The following is an 18,102-nucleotide window of genomic DNA, read 5'->3' on the forward strand; positions in this document are numbered from 1 at the left end:
CTCAGCGGCCGCGCAGCGCGGCCGTCAAGGCACCGAGATCGGCTGCGCCGCCGATGCCGTCGAGTGCGCCTTCGAGCGCGCTCACCCCGTCGTCCGACAACGAGCGGCGGGCATTGTCGCGAAACTTGCCGCGCACCGCCGCCTCGCTCGCCGGACGCGTGCGATTGCCGTAGACGTCGTCGACGCGCACGCCGTGCACGCTGCCATCGGCGAGACGACAGTCCAGCTCCGCCTCGAACCGCTCCGGAAAGCGCGCATCGGCCAGCGGCTGCCAGTCGATCCGCTGCGCAAGGGCGCGCACGGCCGGCGAGGCGTCGTGTTCGAAGGTCGCAAGATCCACCCGGCCCTCGACGAGCCGGGCCGCGACCGCGATCGGCAGGCTCCAGCGGGCCGCATGGCCGGAGGCCGGGGCCTGCTTTGCGTCCCATGGCTCGCAGATGATGCCGGCGGCGCCGGCCGGAACCCGGCAGGTGATCGCGGCGATGGCGCCGGGTCCGATGCCGCGTTCGGCGATCAGCCCGGCGGCCTCGATGAACGGATGGAGATAGTGGCAGCACGGGTGGAACTTGAACGCCGCCTCCGGCAGATGCCAGCGCGTGCCGAAATCGGCGAGCTCGGCGGCGAAGCGGTCGGCCGCCGCCGCGTCGCGGGCGAAGGCGCGGAACAGGCCGAAACGGCCTTCGAAGCTCGTCTCCGGGCCGGTCAGGCCGGCGCGCGCCAGTCCCGCGGCGATGATGCCGGCATGGGCCGCCCAGCCCGGATGCAGCGACTTGACGGTTGCGCCATTGCTGAGGAATTCGAACACGCCGGAAGCCTGGCTGAGCGCGATGCCGACCGCGGCGAGACAGCCCTCCTCGTCGAGGCCGGCGAGGTCGGCGGCGATCTGCGCGGCGACCATGGCTCCGCCGACCGAGGTGACCTGGAAACCGGCCGCCTGGAAGCCGCCGGGCGCGGCGAGGCCGATCCGGATCAGCGCCTCCCAGCCGCGCGCATAGGCCGCGAGCAGCGCGGCGCCGCTGGCGCCGAAGGCCGCCCCCGCCGCGAGCGCCGCGGGGGCGAGCACCGCGCTGCCATGTGCGATCGAGGCGGTATGGGTGTCGTCATATTCGAGGCTGTGGATCAGCCCGCCATTGATCAGCGCGGCCTCGGCCGCCCCGGCTCCGGCGGCCCGGCCGAAGACGGTCGCCGGCCCGCCGGTCGCCGCCGTCTCGGCATACTGGCGGTAGGGCCTGCCGACCGGACTGGCCGCCGCCGCAAGGCCGACGCCGATGGCGTCTGCAAGGTGGAGCCGCGCCGAAGCCGCCACGGCTTCGGGCAGGACGGCCGGCCGCCGCCAGCGGCGGACGAGCTCGCGCGCAAGCGTCACCGCGCACTCCCTTCGATCTCGCCGGCCGCGGCCAGAGCCGCGAGCCGGCCGAGAGCGATCGCCGACAGCAGGCCGTTGCCCGAGGCATAGCCCAGCGCCCCCGACCGGCCGCTGATGCCCGCCGCCGCGCCGCCGCCGGCAAACAGGTTGGCAATCGCGGTACCGTCCTTGCGCAGCACGCGACCGTCGCCGTCGACACGCAGGCCGCCCTGGGTGTGGAACAGCCCGGGCACGACACGGCAGATGTAGAAGGGCGCGACCAGGGGCCCGAGACCGAAATCGGTCCTGCCGTGGCGGTCGGGTGCCCGGCCCTCGGCGGCCAGATTGTAGCGGGCGAGCTCCTCGGCGAGGGCCGCCGCATCGAGGCCATGGGTTTCGGCCAGCGCTTCCGCGCTGTCGGCCTTCTTCAGGCCGCCGAACCGGGCGAGCTCGGCGAACTCCTCCTCCGCCGCGGCAATGTCGAAGATCTTCTGGTCGAAGACCGCATAGGCGAATTCGCCGTGTTCGAGCACGACGCGGGCATAACCGGAATAGCCGAGGCTCTCGTCGCCGAAGCGACGGCCGTCCGCTCCGGCCAGGAAGCCGCCCTTCTCGATCGTCGTCCAGGACAGCAGGCTGCCGTGCGGATGGGCGACCGCGGCATAACCCTGATAGGCCGCCATATTGGCGAGATCGGCGCCCAGCGCCTCGCCCCACAGCACGGCCTCGCCGGTCGACCCGAGCGCGCCGAAATATTGCGCGCCGGCAATTTCCGGGCAGAACCGGCGAACCAGATCGGCATTGCCGGCAAATCCGTTGAGCGACAGGATCGTCTTGCGCGCCCGGATCGCCGTCTCGGCACCGCCGGTATCGATCACCGCGCCCCTGACGGCGCCGTCCTCGACGATCAGCGCGCGGGCGGAATTGCCGACGGCGATGGGGATCTCGCGCGCTTCCACCGCCGCGACGAGGTCGTCCACGAGGTCCTGGCCGCGCCGCGACACCGGCGCGTGCAGGCGCGGCACGGAATGGCCGATATGCTTGTAGGCGGTGACCAGCCTGATCCGGGCGCCGACCGCGTCGACCAGCCATTCGACCGTCTCCGCCGAAATCTCGGCGAGACGCTGCACCAGGGCGAGATCGTCGGTCTCCTTGGCGATGCCCATGAGATCGCGGACATAGGTGGCGGGATCGTCGACGATGCCCGCCTCGCGCTGGAAGCGGCTGCCGGCGGCCGGCACCGAACCGGTGGACAGCGAGGAATTGCCGCCGGGGCGGTCGAGCTTTTCGATCACCGCCGCGGACATGCCGGCATCGTGCGCCGCGACCGCCGCCGCGAGGCCGCAGGCGCCCGCCCCGACGATCAAGATATCGACATCCTCGTTCATCATGTGTCTCCTCGCAGCATCATCGCGGCCATCTCGCGCCAGCGGCCCGCCGACGCCTCAGCCTCGCCGGCCACCAGCCGCGCGAGCGTCGGCGCCATATGGGGCAGGCCCTCGCGGGTGTTCTCGGCGAGCTTGTCCAGGATGACCGCTTCGTCGAACGGCTGGTCGGCGCCGCCGCGCGCGCTGGCGCATTCGGCCGTCCAGGCCTCGCCGTCGGCGAAGCGCCAGGTGACGCGCGCCGGCCGGTCGTGCGGCGGCTCGCCGATGGCCGGATGCGGCGCCAGGCGCACCTGCCGCCGCAGCCGGGCGATCGCGGGGTCGGCCAGGGTCGCGTCCGCAAAGGCGGTCTGGCCGCCGGTGCCGCCGAGCGCGGCGGAAGCCACCGCGTGCGGCATGGAGAACTTGGCCGCCAGCGTGGTCCGCGGTTCGACCGTCGTCAGGTTGAGGCCGCGCGGATGGGTCTCGACCAGGATCTCGGCCAGGTCCTCGGCGCGCCGGCCCGCCGCGGCGAGCCGTCCCCTCAGCGCGAGCGTCGCCTCGATGGCCGAGTGGGCGTACTGGCAGCAGGCGAAGATCTTGTGATAGCCGGCGGCGACGGCCCAGCGCTCGCCGAGCCGTTCGGTCAGGGCCTCGGGCCGGCAGCCCGTGCCGAACACCGAGACGAAGACGTCGTGCGGCGTCTCGGCGAGGCCGGCTATGCCGATCTCGGCCCAGTCCGCGGCGCGCATGCCGATCCAGGCGCCGGCCGACGTCCAGCCGTTGCGCACCAGCGCGCCCTCCGTGGCATGGCCGAACGGCCCGGCGAAGGTCATGCTCGCGGCGGCGGAGACCGTGTCGACCAGGGTCCCGGCATCGACACCGCGCATCAGGGCGGTTCCGGCGGCGGCCCCGACCGTGGCGAAGGCGGCATGGGGATGGACCGTCATGGTCGGGAACGGAAAGGCCTGCGCCAGACGCGCCGTCATCTCGTAGGCCACGGCGAGCGCGCCCAGCACGGCGGAGACCGAAGCGTCCCGCACCTCGGCCTCGGCGAGCAGCGCAGGCAGCGCATAGGCTCCGGCATGGCAGGGGGCGTCGCGGAAGCCTTCGTCCAGCTCGCACCAGGCGGCCGCCATGCCGTTGGCACAGGCCGCCGCATAGCGGTCGAGCCGTGGTGCGCCGGGCGCGAAGACCGTCGCCTCGGCACCGCAGGAGGACCGCGCATAGATCTCCCGCGCCGCGGCGACCTGCGTCTCGCCGGCGGCCGCGACCATGGCTCCGAGGTCGTCCGCCAGGATCAGGGCGGCCCGGCGCCGGACCAGCTCGGGCAGGGGCCGCCGGGCAGCCGCGGCGGCCCAGGCGGCGAGCGCCCGGAAGGCTTCGGCCGAGGATCGGCGCTCGTGAGCGAGGTCGCGTGCCATCAGAACCATTCCCATAGATCGGGCTTGGCCGAGAGTTCGCCCGCCTCGCCCTGGAACACCGCCTTGCCCGATTTCAGGATCAGCGCCTGGTCGACCAGCTTCAGGGTGGCCGGTACGTTCTGCTCGACGACGATCAGGCCGGTGCCGAAGGACTCGTTGACCTTGCGCATCTGGGCCATGACATTGCGCACGATGACCGGGGCGAGCCCGGTCGAAGGCTCGTCGAGCAGCAGCCATTTCGGCTGCGTCATCAGCGCCATGCCCAGCGCCAGCATCTGCTGCTCGCCGCCCGACATGGAGCCGGCGCGCTGGGCGCGGCGTTCATCGAGCACCGGAAAGACCTTGAGCACTTCCTTGATGAAGCTCTGATCGAACAGCAGGCCGGAGACGCGCAGGTTGCGCTCCACCGACAGGTTGGGGAACACGTTGTGCCCCTGCGGCACGAAGGCGAGGCCGCGGCGGACGGTCTCCGGCACCCTGCCCGGCGGAATCGGCTCGCCGTTGAACCGCACCGAGCCGGCCGAGGCCGCGTGGGCGCCGACGATGCAGCGCAGCAGGGTGGTCTTGCCGGCGCCGTTGTGTCCGAAGACGCCCAGCCTGGCGCCGGGCTCCAGCGCGACGGAGATGTCGCGCAGCGCGGTCAGCGTGCCGTAACCGGCGGTGACATGGTCGATTTCCAGCATCGCGTCACGTTCCGAAATAGAGTTCGGTGAGGCGCGGGTCGGCGATCAGCTGCTCGACGGGGCCGCGCGCCAGGATCTTGCCGGCGAACATGAACACGCCCTCGTCGCAGAGGTCGCGGATGAAGGCCACGTTGTGTTCGACCACGCAGACGGCGGTGCCGCTCTCGGCGAGTTCCCGCACCACTTTCTGGATGGTCTGGTAGGCTTGGCCTTCGACGCCCGCCATCGGCTCGTCGAGCAGCAGGCAGCGCGCGTCGTTCATCAGGGCCCGCGCCACTCCGACGAGCTTCTGCTGGCCGAAGGTCAGGTCGGCCGCCGGCGTCAGGGCGACGCTGGAAAGCCCCGCACGCTCCAGCACCTCCAGTGCCTTGGCCCGATCGGCGGCCTCGGCGCGGCGGACCGCGCCGGGGGTGAAGACCAGCCGCATCAGGCTCTCGCCGGCATAGGCACGGGGCGCCACCATCAGATTGTCCAGCACCGTCAGCGACGGGAACAGCCTGAGGTTCTGCCAGGTCCGGCTCAGGCCGAGGCGCGCCCGCTGATAGGTCTTGCAGCGATCGAGCGGCCGGCCATCCAGGCGGATGGACCCTGCATCCGGCCGGAACACGCCGGATATCAGGTTGAACAGCGAGGTCTTGCCCGCGCCGTTCGGCCCGATCAGTCCGACGACCCGGCCGGCGCGCAGCGTCAGATCGATGTCGTCGGCGACGACGATGCCGTCGAAGCTCTTGTTGAGCCCCTTGATCTCAAGAACCGGCGACATGCTTGGTTTCCTTGCGCGCGGCGTTCCAGACCTCCCCGGCGGCGATCAGCCCTTGCGGCCGGACGAACATGAAGACCAGGACCAGGCCGGTGAACAGCAGCCCCTGCATCGGGCCAAGCAGGCTCGGCGGCAGGTCCATGAAGGTGATCGCCTGCGGCAGCGCCTGCAGCAGCACCGCGCCGACCACCGGCCCCCAGGTGGTGCGGATGCCGCCGACCACCACCATGGTGAGGATCGCCGAGGACTGCAGGATCTCGAACTGTTCGGGAGCGAGATAGCGGAAATAGTGGGCGTAGAGCGCGCCGGCAAAACCTGCCAGGCCCGAGCCGAGCGCGAAGGTGGCGACCTTGAGGGCGACCGCGTTGCGGCCGAGCGCGGCGAAGGCAAGCTCGTCGTCGCGCATGGCGCTCATCGCCCGGCCGTAGGGGCCATGGGCGATCGAACGCACCAGCAGGACTGCCAGGGCCGCGACGGCGACCACCAGGCCGACATAGGCGATGCGCCCCTCCGGCGAAGCCATGGCGGCGGGGATGTTGGTCAGGCCTCCGGCGCCGCCGGTCCAGGAGACGTTCTTCAGGATCTCGATCAGGCCGAGCTGGAAGCCGATGCTGGCGATCAGCAGATAGTCGCCCGAGACCCGCAGCGAGGGCAGCGCCACCAGGATGGAAGCGGCCACCGCGACCAGGGCGCCGGCCAGCATGGCGGCATAGATCGGCCAGCCGAAGTCGCGGGCGAGGATCGCCGAGGCATAGGCGCCGATGGCGTAGAAGATCGGGTGGGCGATGGAGATCAGGCCGCCATAGCCGATGATGAGATTGAAGCTCGCCGCCAGGATCACGTAGAGGCCGACGAGGATGACGATCGTGAACAGATATTCCACGGTCAGGCCTCCTTGGTGCCGGCCGGCGCGAGATCCGGGGCCGCCGCCTTGCGGACCAGCCGCCGGCGCGCCGGCAGTCTGATGCCGTTCGGCAGGAAAACGATGGCGAAGAACAGGAAGACGTAGAGCAGGAAGCCCTGCCATTCCGACGGGATGAACAGCACGCTGGCATTCTGGATGATGCCGAGCACCATCGCGGCGATCGCCGCCCCCCAGAGATTGCCGATGCCGCCGATGATCGTCGCGGCGATGGCGAACAGCATCAGGTCGATCGCGGTGGTCGGCTGCACCTGGGCGCGCGTCCCGTACAGGAACATGCCGATCGCCACGAGCACGGCGGCCACCATCATGGTGGCGAGATAGATCCGCTCCTTGGCGATGCCGTAGAGCTCGGCGAGATCCGGATTGTCGGCAACCGCGACCATGAACTGCCCGGTGCGGGCGAAGCGCAGGAAGCCGAACAGCACCGCCACCGCCGCCGCGAGGACCGCCACGGCCGGCACGTCCCAGGCACTGACCGCGACATTGCCGACCAGGGTCACCGGCCAGAACAGCGAGGCGAAGATGGTCGACGGCCAGGTGCCGAACACCAGCATGGCGAGATAGGCGACCAGCTCGGAGACGATCAGCGTGAAGATGAAGATGAACATCTGTGCCGCGCGCCGCCGACGCAGCATGCGGAAGCCGAGCACCTCGATGGCGAGCGCCATGGCGAGGCTGGCGGCCAGCGCCGCGACAAAGCCGAGCCAGCCCGGGGCGCCGCCCAGCGCCACCGCCGAATAGGCGGCGTAGAAGCTCGCGATCATCATCGCGGCCTGAGCGAAATTGAAGACGCGATTGACCTTGAGGACCAGGGCGAACGCCAGCGCGAACAGCACGAAATAGCTCGACGTGGCGATCGACGTCCAAAGGATCTGCGCGATGATGTCGAAGGACAGCATGACAGGCTCCGCGGAGGCCGGCCGCGCGACGCCGCCGGCCTCGTCAGATGATCAGTTGACGATGGCGAGCTGGCTCCAGGCCCCGCCCGTCACTTCCATCAGGAAGACCGGCTTGCTGACCGTGTGGTTCTCGTTCATCACGAGGCGGCCCGTCAGCGGCAGGTCGAAGGTCCTGAGCCCGACCATCTCCTGCCGGAAGCTCTCGCCGGTGATCGCCACCTTCTTGTCGTCGAGCGACTTGAACACCTGGGCGACGATGTAGGGCGCGTCGTAGAGATACTGGGTGTAGGGCAGGCCGTTCGGCTCGCGACCGACCTCCTTGCGCCAGCGCTCGACATAGTCCTTCACCGCGGGAACCTCAATGCCCGGAGCCAGCGAGGTGGCGATGACGCCTTCCGAAGCCCTGCCGAGCTGTTCGATCAGCTTGGGGTTGTAGACGGCGGAATAGGAGGAGACCGGCATGGTGAGGCCGAGCTGGCGCATCTGGGCGATCACCTGCGGTGTGTCCGCGACCAGCCCCTGGATGTGCACGATGTCGGGATTGGCGACGCGCACCTTGAGCAGCGAACCGGTCCAGTCGGACGCCTTCGGATCATAGGCCTCGTAGGCGACGACCTGTCCGCCGGACCTGGTGAAGACGTCCCGGTAGATCTGGGCGGCGACGACGCCGGTCTCGTTGTTGATGTAGAGGACCGCCGCGCGCTTCTTGCCGAGGCGCGTGGCGGAATAATTGGCGAGGGCCGTGATGTCGACGTCGGCGAGGGGAAAGGTCGTGTAGGTATAGTCGCCGAGCCTGGCGATGTCGGCCGAGTTGGCGCCGACCGAGAGCTGGACCACCTTGCTGTCGTTGGCGATCGGTGCGACCGCCTTGACGACGGCCGACCAGGCGCTGACGAAGACCGGCACCTTTTCGACCGAGACGAGGCGGTTGACCGACTGGATGCCGACCTGCGGGTCGGCCCGCGTGTCGAGCAGGATCATCTCGAGCTTGCGGCCGTTGACGCCGCCGGCCGCGTTGATCGCGGCGACGGCCCATTCGGCGGCCTTCACCTGATCCTGGCCGTAGAGCGCCTGGCCGCCCGACAGGGGCATGGCGAGACCGAAACGCAGCGGCTCCTGGCCCTGCGCCCCGGCGCGGCCGAGCCCCAGCGCCGTCGCGCCTCCCAGTCCCGCCAGGCCGGCCAGCAGCCGGCGCCGCGACATCGCGTCCATCCTGGTCCCCATCTCGATCTCCTCTGGTCTCGTTGTCTCTTGCTTGGTCGACGCTCCCGCCGCCCGCGAGGCGCGGCAGGTCAGCGCCGCGGGCCGGGCTGGTCGATCGCGCGCAGCGCCGCGACGGCGTCGACGGTCGGCATCACGTCGGCGTATTTCGACGCCATGTCGAACAGGTTCACGGCGTGCGAGGTAGCCGAGCGGTCGTAGACCGCGTCCTGGGGAACCAGGACACGGAAATTGTAGGCGAAGGCGTCGACCACGCTGCCGCGCACGCAGCCGCTGGTGCTGCACCCGGTGACGACGAGCGTGTCGGCGCCGGCATTGATCAGGTAGCTCGCAAGGGGCGTTCCGAAGAAGGCGCTCGGGTGCTTCTTCGGCAGCAGGATGTCGTGCTCCGCCGGCGCGATCTCGGCGACGAACTCGTAGCCCTTGGCGGCCACGCCCATGATGGCCGGCACCTTGTCGGAGAGACGGCCGAAATCGAAGGACTGCTTGGGAGCCACATAGGGATAGAGCACCGGCCACTGGCGCTCGCGGAACACGGCGAGCAGTTCCGCGATGTGTCCGACCGCCCGCCAGGCGACATCACCGCACGAGGTCGGATATTCCTCGATCGCTTCCCAGAACGGCTTCGGCACGGTGCCGGTGGTGCGATACTGCACGTCGATGATGAGCAGTGCGGGCCGCTTGCCGAGGCCCGTGGCGCGGCCGAAACCGGCGGCGTTGTAGGCCCGCTGCTCTTCTTCGGAGATGATCCCGTCCCACGGCTTGCTCATCCGCCCCTCCTCTCAGGCTCCGGCGCGATAGCGCGCCTCGCGCGCATCCCATTCGTCCTTGGCGACCGCCCGCTGGCGCTCCTCGAACGAGGCCAGGCGGTGCGCCACCGACTGCAGCGACCCTTCGCTCTTGAGCGCGCCGAGCACCTCGTAGGAGGCCTTGAGCGCGGCCTGAAGGGCGGCATTGGCATAGAGCACGATCGAGAAGCCCATCTCCGCCAGCTTCTCGCGGCCCGGATCCGGGGTGCGCCCGCCGAACACGATATTGGCGACCTGCGGCACGCCGAGCTCGCGCGGGATGCGGGCGAGCTGCTCGACGCTGGTCGGCGCCTCGACGAAGGTGACGTCGGCGCCCGCCTCGACATAGGCGCGGGCCCGTTCGATCGCCCGGTCCATTCCCTCGACCGCGGCGGCATCGGTGCGCGCGATGATCTGCAGGTTCTGGTCGTGGCGGGCATCGGCCGCGGCCTTGACCTTCTGCACCATCTCGTCGAGCGGAATGACGTCCTTGCCATTGAAGTGGCCGCACTTCTTCGGGAAGACCTGGTCCTCGATCTGGATGCCGGCGGCGCCCGCCCGCTCGAAGGAACGGACCGTGCGCACCATGTTCACCGCATTGCCGAAGCCGGTATCGGCGTCGACGATGATCGGCAGCGAGACGGCGTCGGCGATCGCGGTGACGGTCTCGGCGACTTCCGACATGGTGGTCAGGCCGATATCCGGCGCCCCGAGATACATGTTGGCGACACCGGCGCCCGTGACATAGGCGGCCTCGAAACCGAGGTCCTCGATGACCCGCGCGAACATGGCGTTGGCGGCGCCGGGAACGGTCACCGCCGCGCGTCGGGCCATCAGCGATTTGAGTCTGTCGGTGGAACGCATGTGTCATCCTTCCTGCGGGCCCGACGGCCGTCGTCGAGCCCCGGCGTCAGGGAGCTTGTTGGGCCGAAACTGTATCGCGCTTCAGTAAACTGTCAACAGTTGACTGAAGACTCATCACCGTCCCGTGCTGACGCACGAGAAACAGCCAGGCCATCCGGCTTTTCATGCAAAAAGGGACACCAATCCGGCTGCGTTCATTTGACACATGACGGCGTTTCGGGAAATTATCGGGTGATCGGGATGCCCGCGACATTCATACTGTCAACAGTCGTCAAGCATCGCAGCGCCGGGCAAATTGATACAAGGTGCCGACTCACGGCACATGGCAGGATCGCTGGAATGACCGTTTTGAACCCGATCTCAGGGACTTCTCTGGCCAACGAAGCCTTCGGCAAGCTGGTCGAGGCGATCACGTCGGGCGAGTTCGAGCCCGGCCAGCGCCTGTCGGAATCCGAGCTGGCGCGCCAGCTCGGTATCAGCCGCGGCCCGCTGCGCGAGGCACTCGGGCGCCTCGAAGGGCGGCTCGTCATGCGCACGCCCCGGATCGGCGTTCGCGTCATCGCCTTCGCGCGCGAGGATCTCGAACAGCTGTTCTTCGTCCGCGAGGCTCTGGAAGGCATGGCCGCCCGGCTCGCCGCCGAGCACATGACCATGCGCGAGCTGGACGACCTGGACGCATTGCTGACGCATCATGCGGCCCAGCCGGCCCTCGCCGCCGGCGAGGCCTATCTCCAGCGCTCGACCGACGACGACTTTCATTTCGCCATCGTGCGCGGCGCACGCTGCGAGCGGATCGAGCGCCTGCTGCTGGACGAGGTCTATTACCAGCTGCGCATCCACCGCCTGCGCTCGAGCACGCGCCCAGGACGCGCTCAGGCAGCCCTCAACGAGCACCGCGACATCATGAGCGCGCTGCACGCGCGCAACCCCGACGCCGCCGAAGACGCCATGCGCAAGCATATCCGCAATGCCCGTTTCAGCTCGCTGGCCGCCATCGACGGCCAGGTCCCTCCGGCCGTGCGCCGCCGCCCGTCGTGACAGCGGTGGCCGGTTCACCGGCGCGTGGTCGTTCGGCAGAGGCGGCCTCCCGCCCCGATCTCGGTCGAGCCGGGCGGGTCAGCCCAGCGCTGCCTCGGCCGCAAGCCCCACGCCGAGCAGGAGGGAATCGTCATGGGCCGGAGCGGCGAATTCCAGGCCCGCCGGCAGGAGCGAGGCCGTCCTGCCGGCGGGAATGGTCAGCGCGGGAATGCCAAGCCCGGCCGCATAGCGGGAATGCCGCACCGGCGTGAAGGCGCTGCTCACCTCGCGGCCGTTGAAGACCATGGTGTCGTCGGCCCGGTCGCCTTCGGGGCGGATCAGCGGCGGCAGGATCGGCGCCGTTGGATACATGATCGCCGCAACCCCCGCGCCGCGCAGCTGCGCGCCGAACTCCTCCCTCAGCCCGCGAAGCTCGGCCCTGACCTCGTCCGGGTCGAAACCGCCGGCCGGCTCGGCCTCCAGGCGGGTGCGCACGTCCTGGCTGGCGATGCCGGCAATGACCGCCTCCAGCGAAACGGGCGCCTGCTGACGTGTGAGAAAATCCGCGATATCGGCCGCCGCGCCAAGGCCTAGGATCTTCCCGTGAAGCGCGGTGGCGCGCGCCACCAGGTCGCCGAGGTCGAGCGGCACGAACCGCATTCCCGCGGCGGCAAGCTGGTCGCGTGCCGCACGGACGACGCGCTCGACCTGCGGGTCGAGATCCGTCCAGAAAGGCTCCATCGACAGGCCGATGCGCAGGCCGGCAGAGGCGAGAGAAGGCACTGTCGCGCCGGTGATGACCTCATGCAGCGGGACGAGATCCGCCACGCTCGCCGCCATCGGCCCGATGGTGTCGAACAGCCGCGTCAACGGTACGACGCCTTCCGGGGAATAGGCTCTGGTCTCCGCGGTGGTCGGTCTGAGCCCGGCAATGCCGCAGAAGCATGAGGGCGCGCGCACGGAGCCGACCGTGTCGGTTCCAAGGCCGGCCGGCGCCAGGCCCGCCGCAATGGCCGCCGCCGTGCCGCCGCTGGAGCCGCCGGGAATATGCGCGCGGGCATGCGGATTGCGGACGACGCCGAACACCGGATTGCTCGATGTGCTGCCCGCCGCCAGTTCGTGCATGTTCGCCTTGCCGAGCAGGAGCGCGCCCTCGTCGGCGAGGCGCTGCCAGACGGGCGCGTTGACGGAGGGGTGGAACGCCTTGAGCGCGCGCGTTCCTGCCGAGGTCGGAAACCCGACCGTGTTGATGTTGTCCTTGACGATCAGCGGCAACCCGGCGAGCCGGCCGAGCGGCTCGCCCCTGGCGCGGCGCGCATCGGCGGCCCGCGCGGCCTCGAGGACCTGCGAGGGCGCGAACCAGGTAAAGACATTCAGCTCCTGGTTCTCCGCTATGCGGCCGAGCAGGTCGTTCACATGGCCTTCGGCGGAGATCGCGCCGCGCCGGAAAAGCCCCAGGAATTCCGCGGCACCGAGGACTGTCATGGATCTGAACCTTCGTTTCGGCATCGACCGGCGCCGGGCCGCAGGACGCTCGGATACGGGCGGATGGCCCGCGGGTCGAATCCAGGGCCCGCCGGCATGACCTGCCTGCACGGCCTGTTGCGCACGCAATGATCGTGTGTTTGCCGGAACGCCAGGGCGGATTGCAAAGTTCCGTGGCAGCGCGGATCGCGCCGCCGCCCCGCCGCCTAGAAATCCTGGAACAGCGCCGCCAGCAGCTTGTCGACGAAGGCCGCCTTGCAGCGGTCGGGATCGAAGACGGCGGTCAAGGTCGCGCCGATCGACGTCATGTGCGGAAAGGGTGCGACGAGCCGTCCCTGATCGATGAGGTCGACGAGCACCGACGGCGGCCCGACGATGCACCCCTTCCCGGCCAGCGCCGCCTGCACCGCGAGGTAGAAATGCGGTACGGCGCGGACGACGAGCGGCCGCCGGGTCCCGGTGGCCTCGACCCAGCCTTCGAACTCGCCGCTGCGGGTGTCGGCGACGATGACGGCCTCGCCCGCGATTGCCTCCGGCCCGGCGAGCTGCAGCGCCCTGGCGCGTTCCGTCGACGCGAGCAGGGTCAGCCGCTCGACGCCGATCGCGCGGTGCTGCCAGCCTTCGGGTTTCCAGGCGGTGCGCAGCACGCCGATGTCGAACTGCGCGCCCTGCCAGTCATCCGTGGTGTGCAGCGCCGAGACCCGGATGGCGGGGCCCTCCGCCGCGGCCTGGGCCTCCACCAGCCGCGGCATCAGCCGGTGCACCGAGAGCGTCGTGTTGGCGGCCAGGGTGACGACCCGCTGCCGGCCCTGGCGCGAGGCCGCCTCCCAGCCTTGGCGGATCTGCTGCAACCCGGCCCCGACCGCCAGGGCAAGCTCGCGCGCGAGCGGGGTCGGCCGGAGGCGGTGCCCCTTTTCGAACAGGGGAGCGTCGATCGCCTCCTGCAGCTGGCCGATCTGCTTGCTGATCGCGCCGGGTGTCACACACAGGTCATCCGCGGCTGCGACGATGTTGCCGGTGCGCACGACCGCTTCGAGAGTCGCGAGGGCGCGGAGTGAAGGTATTTGAGACATTGAATTTGACCTGAACTCAAATTTACCCGAACATAAATCGCTTTCATGTCGTCGTAAATACGTCGATACAGCTCTCAATGCTGAATAAAGCGAGAGCTAAATTGTCTAACGATCTGATCTATATCAACGATCGCGGATATCATCTGCCGAATAAACGAGCTGTCGTGATCTGCTACGATGGAATGGACCCATCCTATCTTGCAGACGCCACGACAAGAGGGCTGTCGCCGAACCTCTCCGCCATGGCACAGCAGGGGCTCTATGCCAGTGCGCATTCGGCGATGCCGAGCTTCACCAATCCGAACAATGTCTCGATCGTCTGCGGCGCGCCGCCGCGCGTGCACGGCATTTCCGGCAACTACTGGTACGACCGCGCGACCGGCGAAGAGGTCATGATGACCGATGCCGGCCCCCTCGGCGCGCCGACGATCCTCGCAGGCCTCTCCAAGGCCGGCGTGAAGGTCGCCGCGGTCACGGCCAAGGACAAGCTGCGCAAGGCGCTGGCCGTCGGGCTTGTCGGCGACGGTGGCCGAGGCATCGCCTTTTCCGCCGAGAAGGCGTCGGCCTGCACGCTGGCCGAACACGGCATTGCCGGCGAGGAGGCCCAGGCCGGCGAGCCCGTTCCCGACCAGTATTCGCCGGAGCTCTCGCTGTTCGTCCTCGATGCCGGGCTTCGCCTGCTGAGCAGCGGCCGGGCCGAGGTGCTCTATCTCTCGCTGTCGGATTTCGTCCAGCATGCCCACGCACCGGGTGCGCCGGATAGCGATGCCTTCATCCGCGCCGTGGACCGCCGGGTCGGCGCGCTGCTGGACGCCGGCGCCATGGTCGGCATCGTCGCCGATCATGGCATGACCGATCTGTCGCTCGTCGACGGCTCGCCCAACATCCTCTATCTCGGCGACCGGCTCGATGCGCGTTACGGTGCCGGACAAACCCGGGTGATCTGCCCGATCACCGATCCGTTCGTGCGCCATCACGGCGCGCTCGGCGGCTTCGTGCGCATCCATGTCCTGGGCGATCTCGACCATGCCGAGGTCAGGGACTTCCTCAGCCGGATCCCCGGCGTCGAGCTCGCTCTCCTGCGCGAGGACATGTGCCGGCGCTTCGACCAGCCGATGGAGCGGGAAGGCGACGTCGCCGTCATCGCCGGCAAGGGCGTGGCGCTCGGCACCCATGACGGCGCGCATGCCCTGGCCGAGCTCGCCGGTGCGCGCCTGCGCTCGCACGGCAGCCTGGCGGAGCGGAACGTGCCCTTCCTCGTCTCGCATCCCCTCACCGCGGCCTACCGGCGCAAGGCCGCGACGGAGCAACTCCACAACTACGACATCTTCGATTTCGTGCTGAACGGCACGCGCGAGACGGAAGCCTGAGCCATGACGGAGAAGCGCCGCGCCGTCGTCCTCATCCTCGATGGGTTGCGCCGGGATTTCGTCACGCCGGAGCGGATGCCGCGCCTTTCGGCCCTGCGCCGGCGCGCGACCTGGTGCGCCGAGCATCGCTCGGTCTTTCCCTCGGTCACGCGTGTCGTCTCGTCGAGCGTCGCGACCGGCTGCCGGCCCGCCCGCCACGGCCTTGCCGGCAATACGATCTGCCTGCCGAACGACGGCGCGCTCGCGCTGTTCGACGCCGGCAAGCCCGACTTCATCGCCGAGAAGGAGCGCCTCACCGGCCGGGCTCTGGCCATGCCGACGCTCGCCGAGCGCCTCGCGCCGGCCGGAGGCGTCGCCGTCTACAACAATGTCTCGCCCGGCGCTGCCTATCTGCACGATCCCCTGGGCTTCGGGCATGTCTATCACCGTGCCGGCAGCTTCGGCCCGGGCCGCGCGCCCCTCGCAGGCGAGCGGGCGCTTGCCATTGCCGGTGACCTCGACGGCGATGCCGCCCTGGTCGCCCGCTTCACGAAAGAGGCGGTCGCAATGGACCGGCCGGCACTGGCGCTCGCCTGGCTCGGCCATCCCGACACGACGCAGCACGACCACCCGCTCGGCTCGCCCCAGCACCACGAAGCGCTGCGCCGCGCCGACGCCCATGCCGGCGCGGTGGTCGATGCCGTCGACGCGGCCCGCAGGCGCGGCGATGACATCCTGCTGCTGGTCGGTTCCGACCACGGCCACCAGACCGTCTCGGATGTCGTCGACATCGACGCCGAGCTGGTCGCCGCCGGCCTGAAGGCGGCGCCCGGCTCGGCCGATATCGTGGTCGCGCCGAACGGCACCGCCGCGCTGATCTATGTCGACCCGCGCCAGGCGCATCTGGCCGCGCCGCTCGGTGCCTACCTCGCAGGCCGCCCCTGGGTCGGACGCCTGATCGCACGCGATGATTTCAATGCCTTCGGCATCCCTGCCGACGACGGGCTCGCCTTCGCGGTGGCGATGGCGGCCGACGACGAGGCGGTCAATGCCTACGGCGTTCCCGGTCTCAGCCTCGCGGCCAAGCCGGCGGGCGGCAAACCCGACCGGCTCGGCTGCGGCCAGCATGGCGGGCTCGGCCGCTACGAGCAGTCGCCGGTGCTGATCCTGGACGGTCCGGGCTTTGCCGCCGGCGGCACGATCGCCGAGCCGACATCGGCGATCGACCTCGCCCCGACCCTTCTCGCCTTCCTCCGACAGGAAGCGCCCGGCCTCGACGGCCGGCCCCTGCAGCCTCGCCCCTGACCGTCATCGCCAACGACCGGATGTCCAGCCATGATCCGTTTCAGCCATGATCGCGGCCCCGATCGCCGCAAAGTCCTTTTCGGCGGCGCCGGCCTTGCCGCCGCGCTCGCCGTCCTGCCGGCCGAGGCCTTCGGCCAGAGCGTCCGCAAGGGTGTCCTGAAATATGCCACCCTCGGCCTCGACACCTCCGATCCGCATCGCCATACCGGCAGCATCGCCGTGCAGCAGTGCTATGTGGAGACGCTGACCTCGATCGCCGCCGACGGCTCGGTCGAGCCGTTCCTCGCCGAAAGCTTCGAGGTCTCGCCGGATGGCCTGACCTATCGCTTCAAGCTGCGGCCGGACGTCAGGTTCCATAACGGCGACGTCATGACGGTCGCCGATGTCGCGGCCAATTTCGAGCGGGTCAAGACCAAGGTGAAGGGCGGCTGGCTCGTCTCGGCGATGAAGCGTGTCGCCAGGCTCGAGACGGCCGGCCCGACCACCCTCGCCATCACCCTCGAGGAACCCTATTCGCCGTTCCTCAGCCTCCTGTCGGAGCTCTGGATCCTGTCGCCGAAATCCGAGGGCTGGGACGAGACGATCAAGACGCCGATCGGCACCGGCCCGTTCACCTTCGGCACCTGGCAGCCCAAGGTGAAGCTGCTGGCGCCGGCCTTCGCGCAATACTGGAAGAGCGGCGCGCCCAGGCTCGAGGCGGTCGAATTCGACCTGCGCGACGGCATCGACAAGAGCCTCGCCCTGCGCGCCGGCGACGTGCACATCATCAGTGTCGAGCGCGATGCCGCCGAGACGCTGGAAAAGGCCGGCGCAGCCACCGTGTCCGGCCTGAAGGACACGACCTGGTATTTCGTCGCCTTCAACAACCGCAGGCCACGCAAGCCCTTCGACGACGAGCGCGTCCGCCGGGCGCTTGCTCTCGCTGTCGACAAGGCCGCCTTCATGCGCTTCGTCGGCGGCGACAAGGGCGTCGTCACCAACCAGATCGTGGCGCCCGGCAACGTCTATTTCGACGAGGCGAGCCACGCCGCCGATGCCTTCGCCAAGCCGGACCTCGACCAGGCGAGGAAGCTGCTCGCCGAGGCCGGGGTCAGGCCGGCGGAGCACACGATCGAGTTCGTCTCCTGGCAGGAGGCCTATGCCCAGGTGGTCGTGCAGATGGTGCGCAGGCTCGGCTTCAAGGTGAACCATGTCGCCCTCGACGACATCGGCGCGCAGAAGCGTCTCGGCCAGTACGACTGGGACATGAACGCCATGGCATCGGGTCCGCGCTCCGACATCTATCTGCGCTATGTCCGCCTGATGAGCGACGGTCCGAACCCGGTCCTCTGGGGCGGCATCCAGGACGCCGAGCTCGATCGCCTGATCAACGAGGCGGTGAAGCAGCCCGACATCGCGGCGCGCAAGGCGACCTATCTCAAGGCCTCCGAGCGGATCACCGGCAGGGGCTATTTCTACGTGATCGGGCATGCGCCGAGCCTCATTGCCATCCGCAAGGGCGTGAACGGCTATGACCCCGGCTTCACCTGGGCCTGCCACTGGGCGAGCGGCGGCATCGCTCACGCCACGATCGACGCCTGAGAGCCTGGGGAGACGGCGG

16 protein-coding genes are annotated in these 18,102 nt (G+C 69.6%); 4 read left to right on the forward strand and 12 right to left on the reverse strand.

Going from position 1 to position 18,102, the window contains the following annotated elements:
• Position 1 precedes the first annotated feature (1 nt).
• The 10 genes from OZ671_RS09750 to OZ671_RS09795 all read right to left on the reverse strand — a co-directional run bounded on the left by OZ671_RS09750 (position 2) and on the right by OZ671_RS09795 (position 10,273).
• Positions 2-1,366: an MmgE/PrpD family protein gene (locus tag OZ671_RS09750; RefSeq protein ID WP_268860576.1), complete on the reverse strand. Its 1,365-nt coding sequence runs from the start codon at positions 1,364-1,366 to the stop codon at positions 2-4.
• A complete protein-coding gene (locus tag OZ671_RS09755) occupies positions 1,363-2,733 on the reverse strand; it encodes an FAD-dependent oxidoreductase (RefSeq protein ID WP_268860577.1) in 1,371 nt (456 codons plus the stop codon). The genes OZ671_RS09750 and OZ671_RS09755 overlap by 4 nt, the downstream gene beginning before the upstream one ends.
• Complete coding sequence (locus OZ671_RS09760) at positions 2,733-4,133, reverse strand: MmgE/PrpD family protein (protein ID WP_268860578.1); 1,401 nt, start codon at positions 4,131-4,133, stop codon at positions 2,733-2,735. The genes OZ671_RS09755 and OZ671_RS09760 overlap by 1 nt, the downstream gene beginning before the upstream one ends.
• A complete protein-coding gene (locus OZ671_RS09765; protein ID WP_268860579.1) occupies positions 4,133-4,816 on the reverse strand; it encodes an ABC transporter ATP-binding protein in 684 nt (227 codons plus the stop codon). Before OZ671_RS09765 ends, OZ671_RS09760 begins: the two co-directional genes overlap by 1 nt.
• Before the next feature lie 4 nt (positions 4,817-4,820).
• Positions 4,821-5,579: an ABC transporter ATP-binding protein gene (locus tag OZ671_RS09770; protein ID WP_038308241.1), complete on the reverse strand. Its 759-nt coding sequence runs from the start codon at positions 5,577-5,579 to the stop codon at positions 4,821-4,823.
• The gene (locus OZ671_RS09775) at positions 5,563-6,459 is read right to left on the reverse strand and encodes a branched-chain amino acid ABC transporter permease (protein ID WP_268860580.1); all 897 of its coding nucleotides are present in this window, start codon (positions 6,457-6,459) and stop codon (positions 5,563-5,565) included. The genes OZ671_RS09770 and OZ671_RS09775 overlap by 17 nt, the downstream gene beginning before the upstream one ends.
• A gap of 2 nt (positions 6,460-6,461) precedes the next feature.
• A complete protein-coding gene (locus OZ671_RS09780; RefSeq protein WP_038308249.1) occupies positions 6,462-7,400 on the reverse strand; it encodes a branched-chain amino acid ABC transporter permease in 939 nt (312 codons plus the stop codon).
• Positions 7,401-7,451: 51 nt separating this feature from the next.
• The gene (locus OZ671_RS09785; protein ID WP_268860581.1) at positions 7,452-8,624 is read right to left on the reverse strand and encodes an ABC transporter substrate-binding protein; all 1,173 of its coding nucleotides are present in this window, start codon (positions 8,622-8,624) and stop codon (positions 7,452-7,454) included.
• Between the two features lie 68 nt (positions 8,625-8,692).
• Positions 8,693-9,391: an isochorismatase family protein gene (locus tag OZ671_RS09790; protein WP_038301913.1), complete on the reverse strand. Its 699-nt coding sequence runs from the start codon at positions 9,389-9,391 to the stop codon at positions 8,693-8,695.
• 12 nt (positions 9,392-9,403) lie between these two features.
• A complete protein-coding gene (locus tag OZ671_RS09795; RefSeq protein ID WP_038301912.1) occupies positions 9,404-10,273 on the reverse strand; it encodes an isocitrate lyase/PEP mutase family protein in 870 nt (289 codons plus the stop codon).
• 339 nt (positions 10,274-10,612) lie between these two features.
• On the opposite strand from OZ671_RS09795, the gene OZ671_RS09800 reads away from it, so the two are divergent.
• Positions 10,613-11,311 (forward strand): GntR family transcriptional regulator, encoded by a 699-nt coding sequence (locus OZ671_RS09800; RefSeq protein ID WP_268860582.1) that lies wholly within the window; start codon positions 10,613-10,615, stop codon positions 11,309-11,311.
• A gap of 78 nt (positions 11,312-11,389) precedes the next feature.
• Here OZ671_RS09800 and OZ671_RS09805 read toward each other — a convergent pair whose 3' ends face one another.
• Positions 11,390-12,775 carry an amidase family protein gene (locus tag OZ671_RS09805; protein WP_268860583.1) on the reverse strand — a complete coding sequence of 462 codons (1,386 nt, stop codon included), beginning with the start codon at positions 12,773-12,775 and terminating at the stop codon, positions 11,390-11,392.
• A gap of 206 nt (positions 12,776-12,981) precedes the next feature.
• Positions 12,982-13,848, reverse strand: coding sequence for a LysR family transcriptional regulator (locus tag OZ671_RS09810; RefSeq protein ID WP_268860584.1), 867 nt, complete (start codon positions 13,846-13,848; stop codon positions 12,982-12,984).
• A gap of 77 nt (positions 13,849-13,925) precedes the next feature.
• Between OZ671_RS09810 and phnA the strand changes: the two genes are divergently transcribed.
• Genes phnA through OZ671_RS09825 form a run of 3 tightly spaced genes read left to right on the forward strand, consistent with a single transcriptional unit; the run spans position 13,926 to position 18,083 of the window.
• Positions 13,926-15,218, forward strand: coding sequence for a phosphonoacetate hydrolase (phnA, locus tag OZ671_RS09815; protein ID WP_268860585.1), 1,293 nt, complete (start codon positions 13,926-13,928; stop codon positions 15,216-15,218).
• A gap of 3 nt (positions 15,219-15,221) precedes the next feature.
• Positions 15,222-16,502 (forward strand): alkaline phosphatase family protein, encoded by a 1,281-nt coding sequence (locus OZ671_RS09820; protein WP_268860586.1) that lies wholly within the window; start codon positions 15,222-15,224, stop codon positions 16,500-16,502.
• 30 nt (positions 16,503-16,532) lie between these two features.
• Positions 16,533-18,083 (forward strand): ABC transporter substrate-binding protein, encoded by a 1,551-nt coding sequence (locus OZ671_RS09825; RefSeq protein WP_268860587.1) that lies wholly within the window; start codon positions 16,533-16,535, stop codon positions 18,081-18,083.
• Positions 18,084-18,102: the final 19 nt, after the last annotated feature.

The organism is Phreatobacter sp. AB_2022a, from assembly GCF_026847585.1.
Taxonomy (GTDB): Bacteria; Pseudomonadota; Alphaproteobacteria; order Rhizobiales; family Phreatobacteraceae; genus Phreatobacter.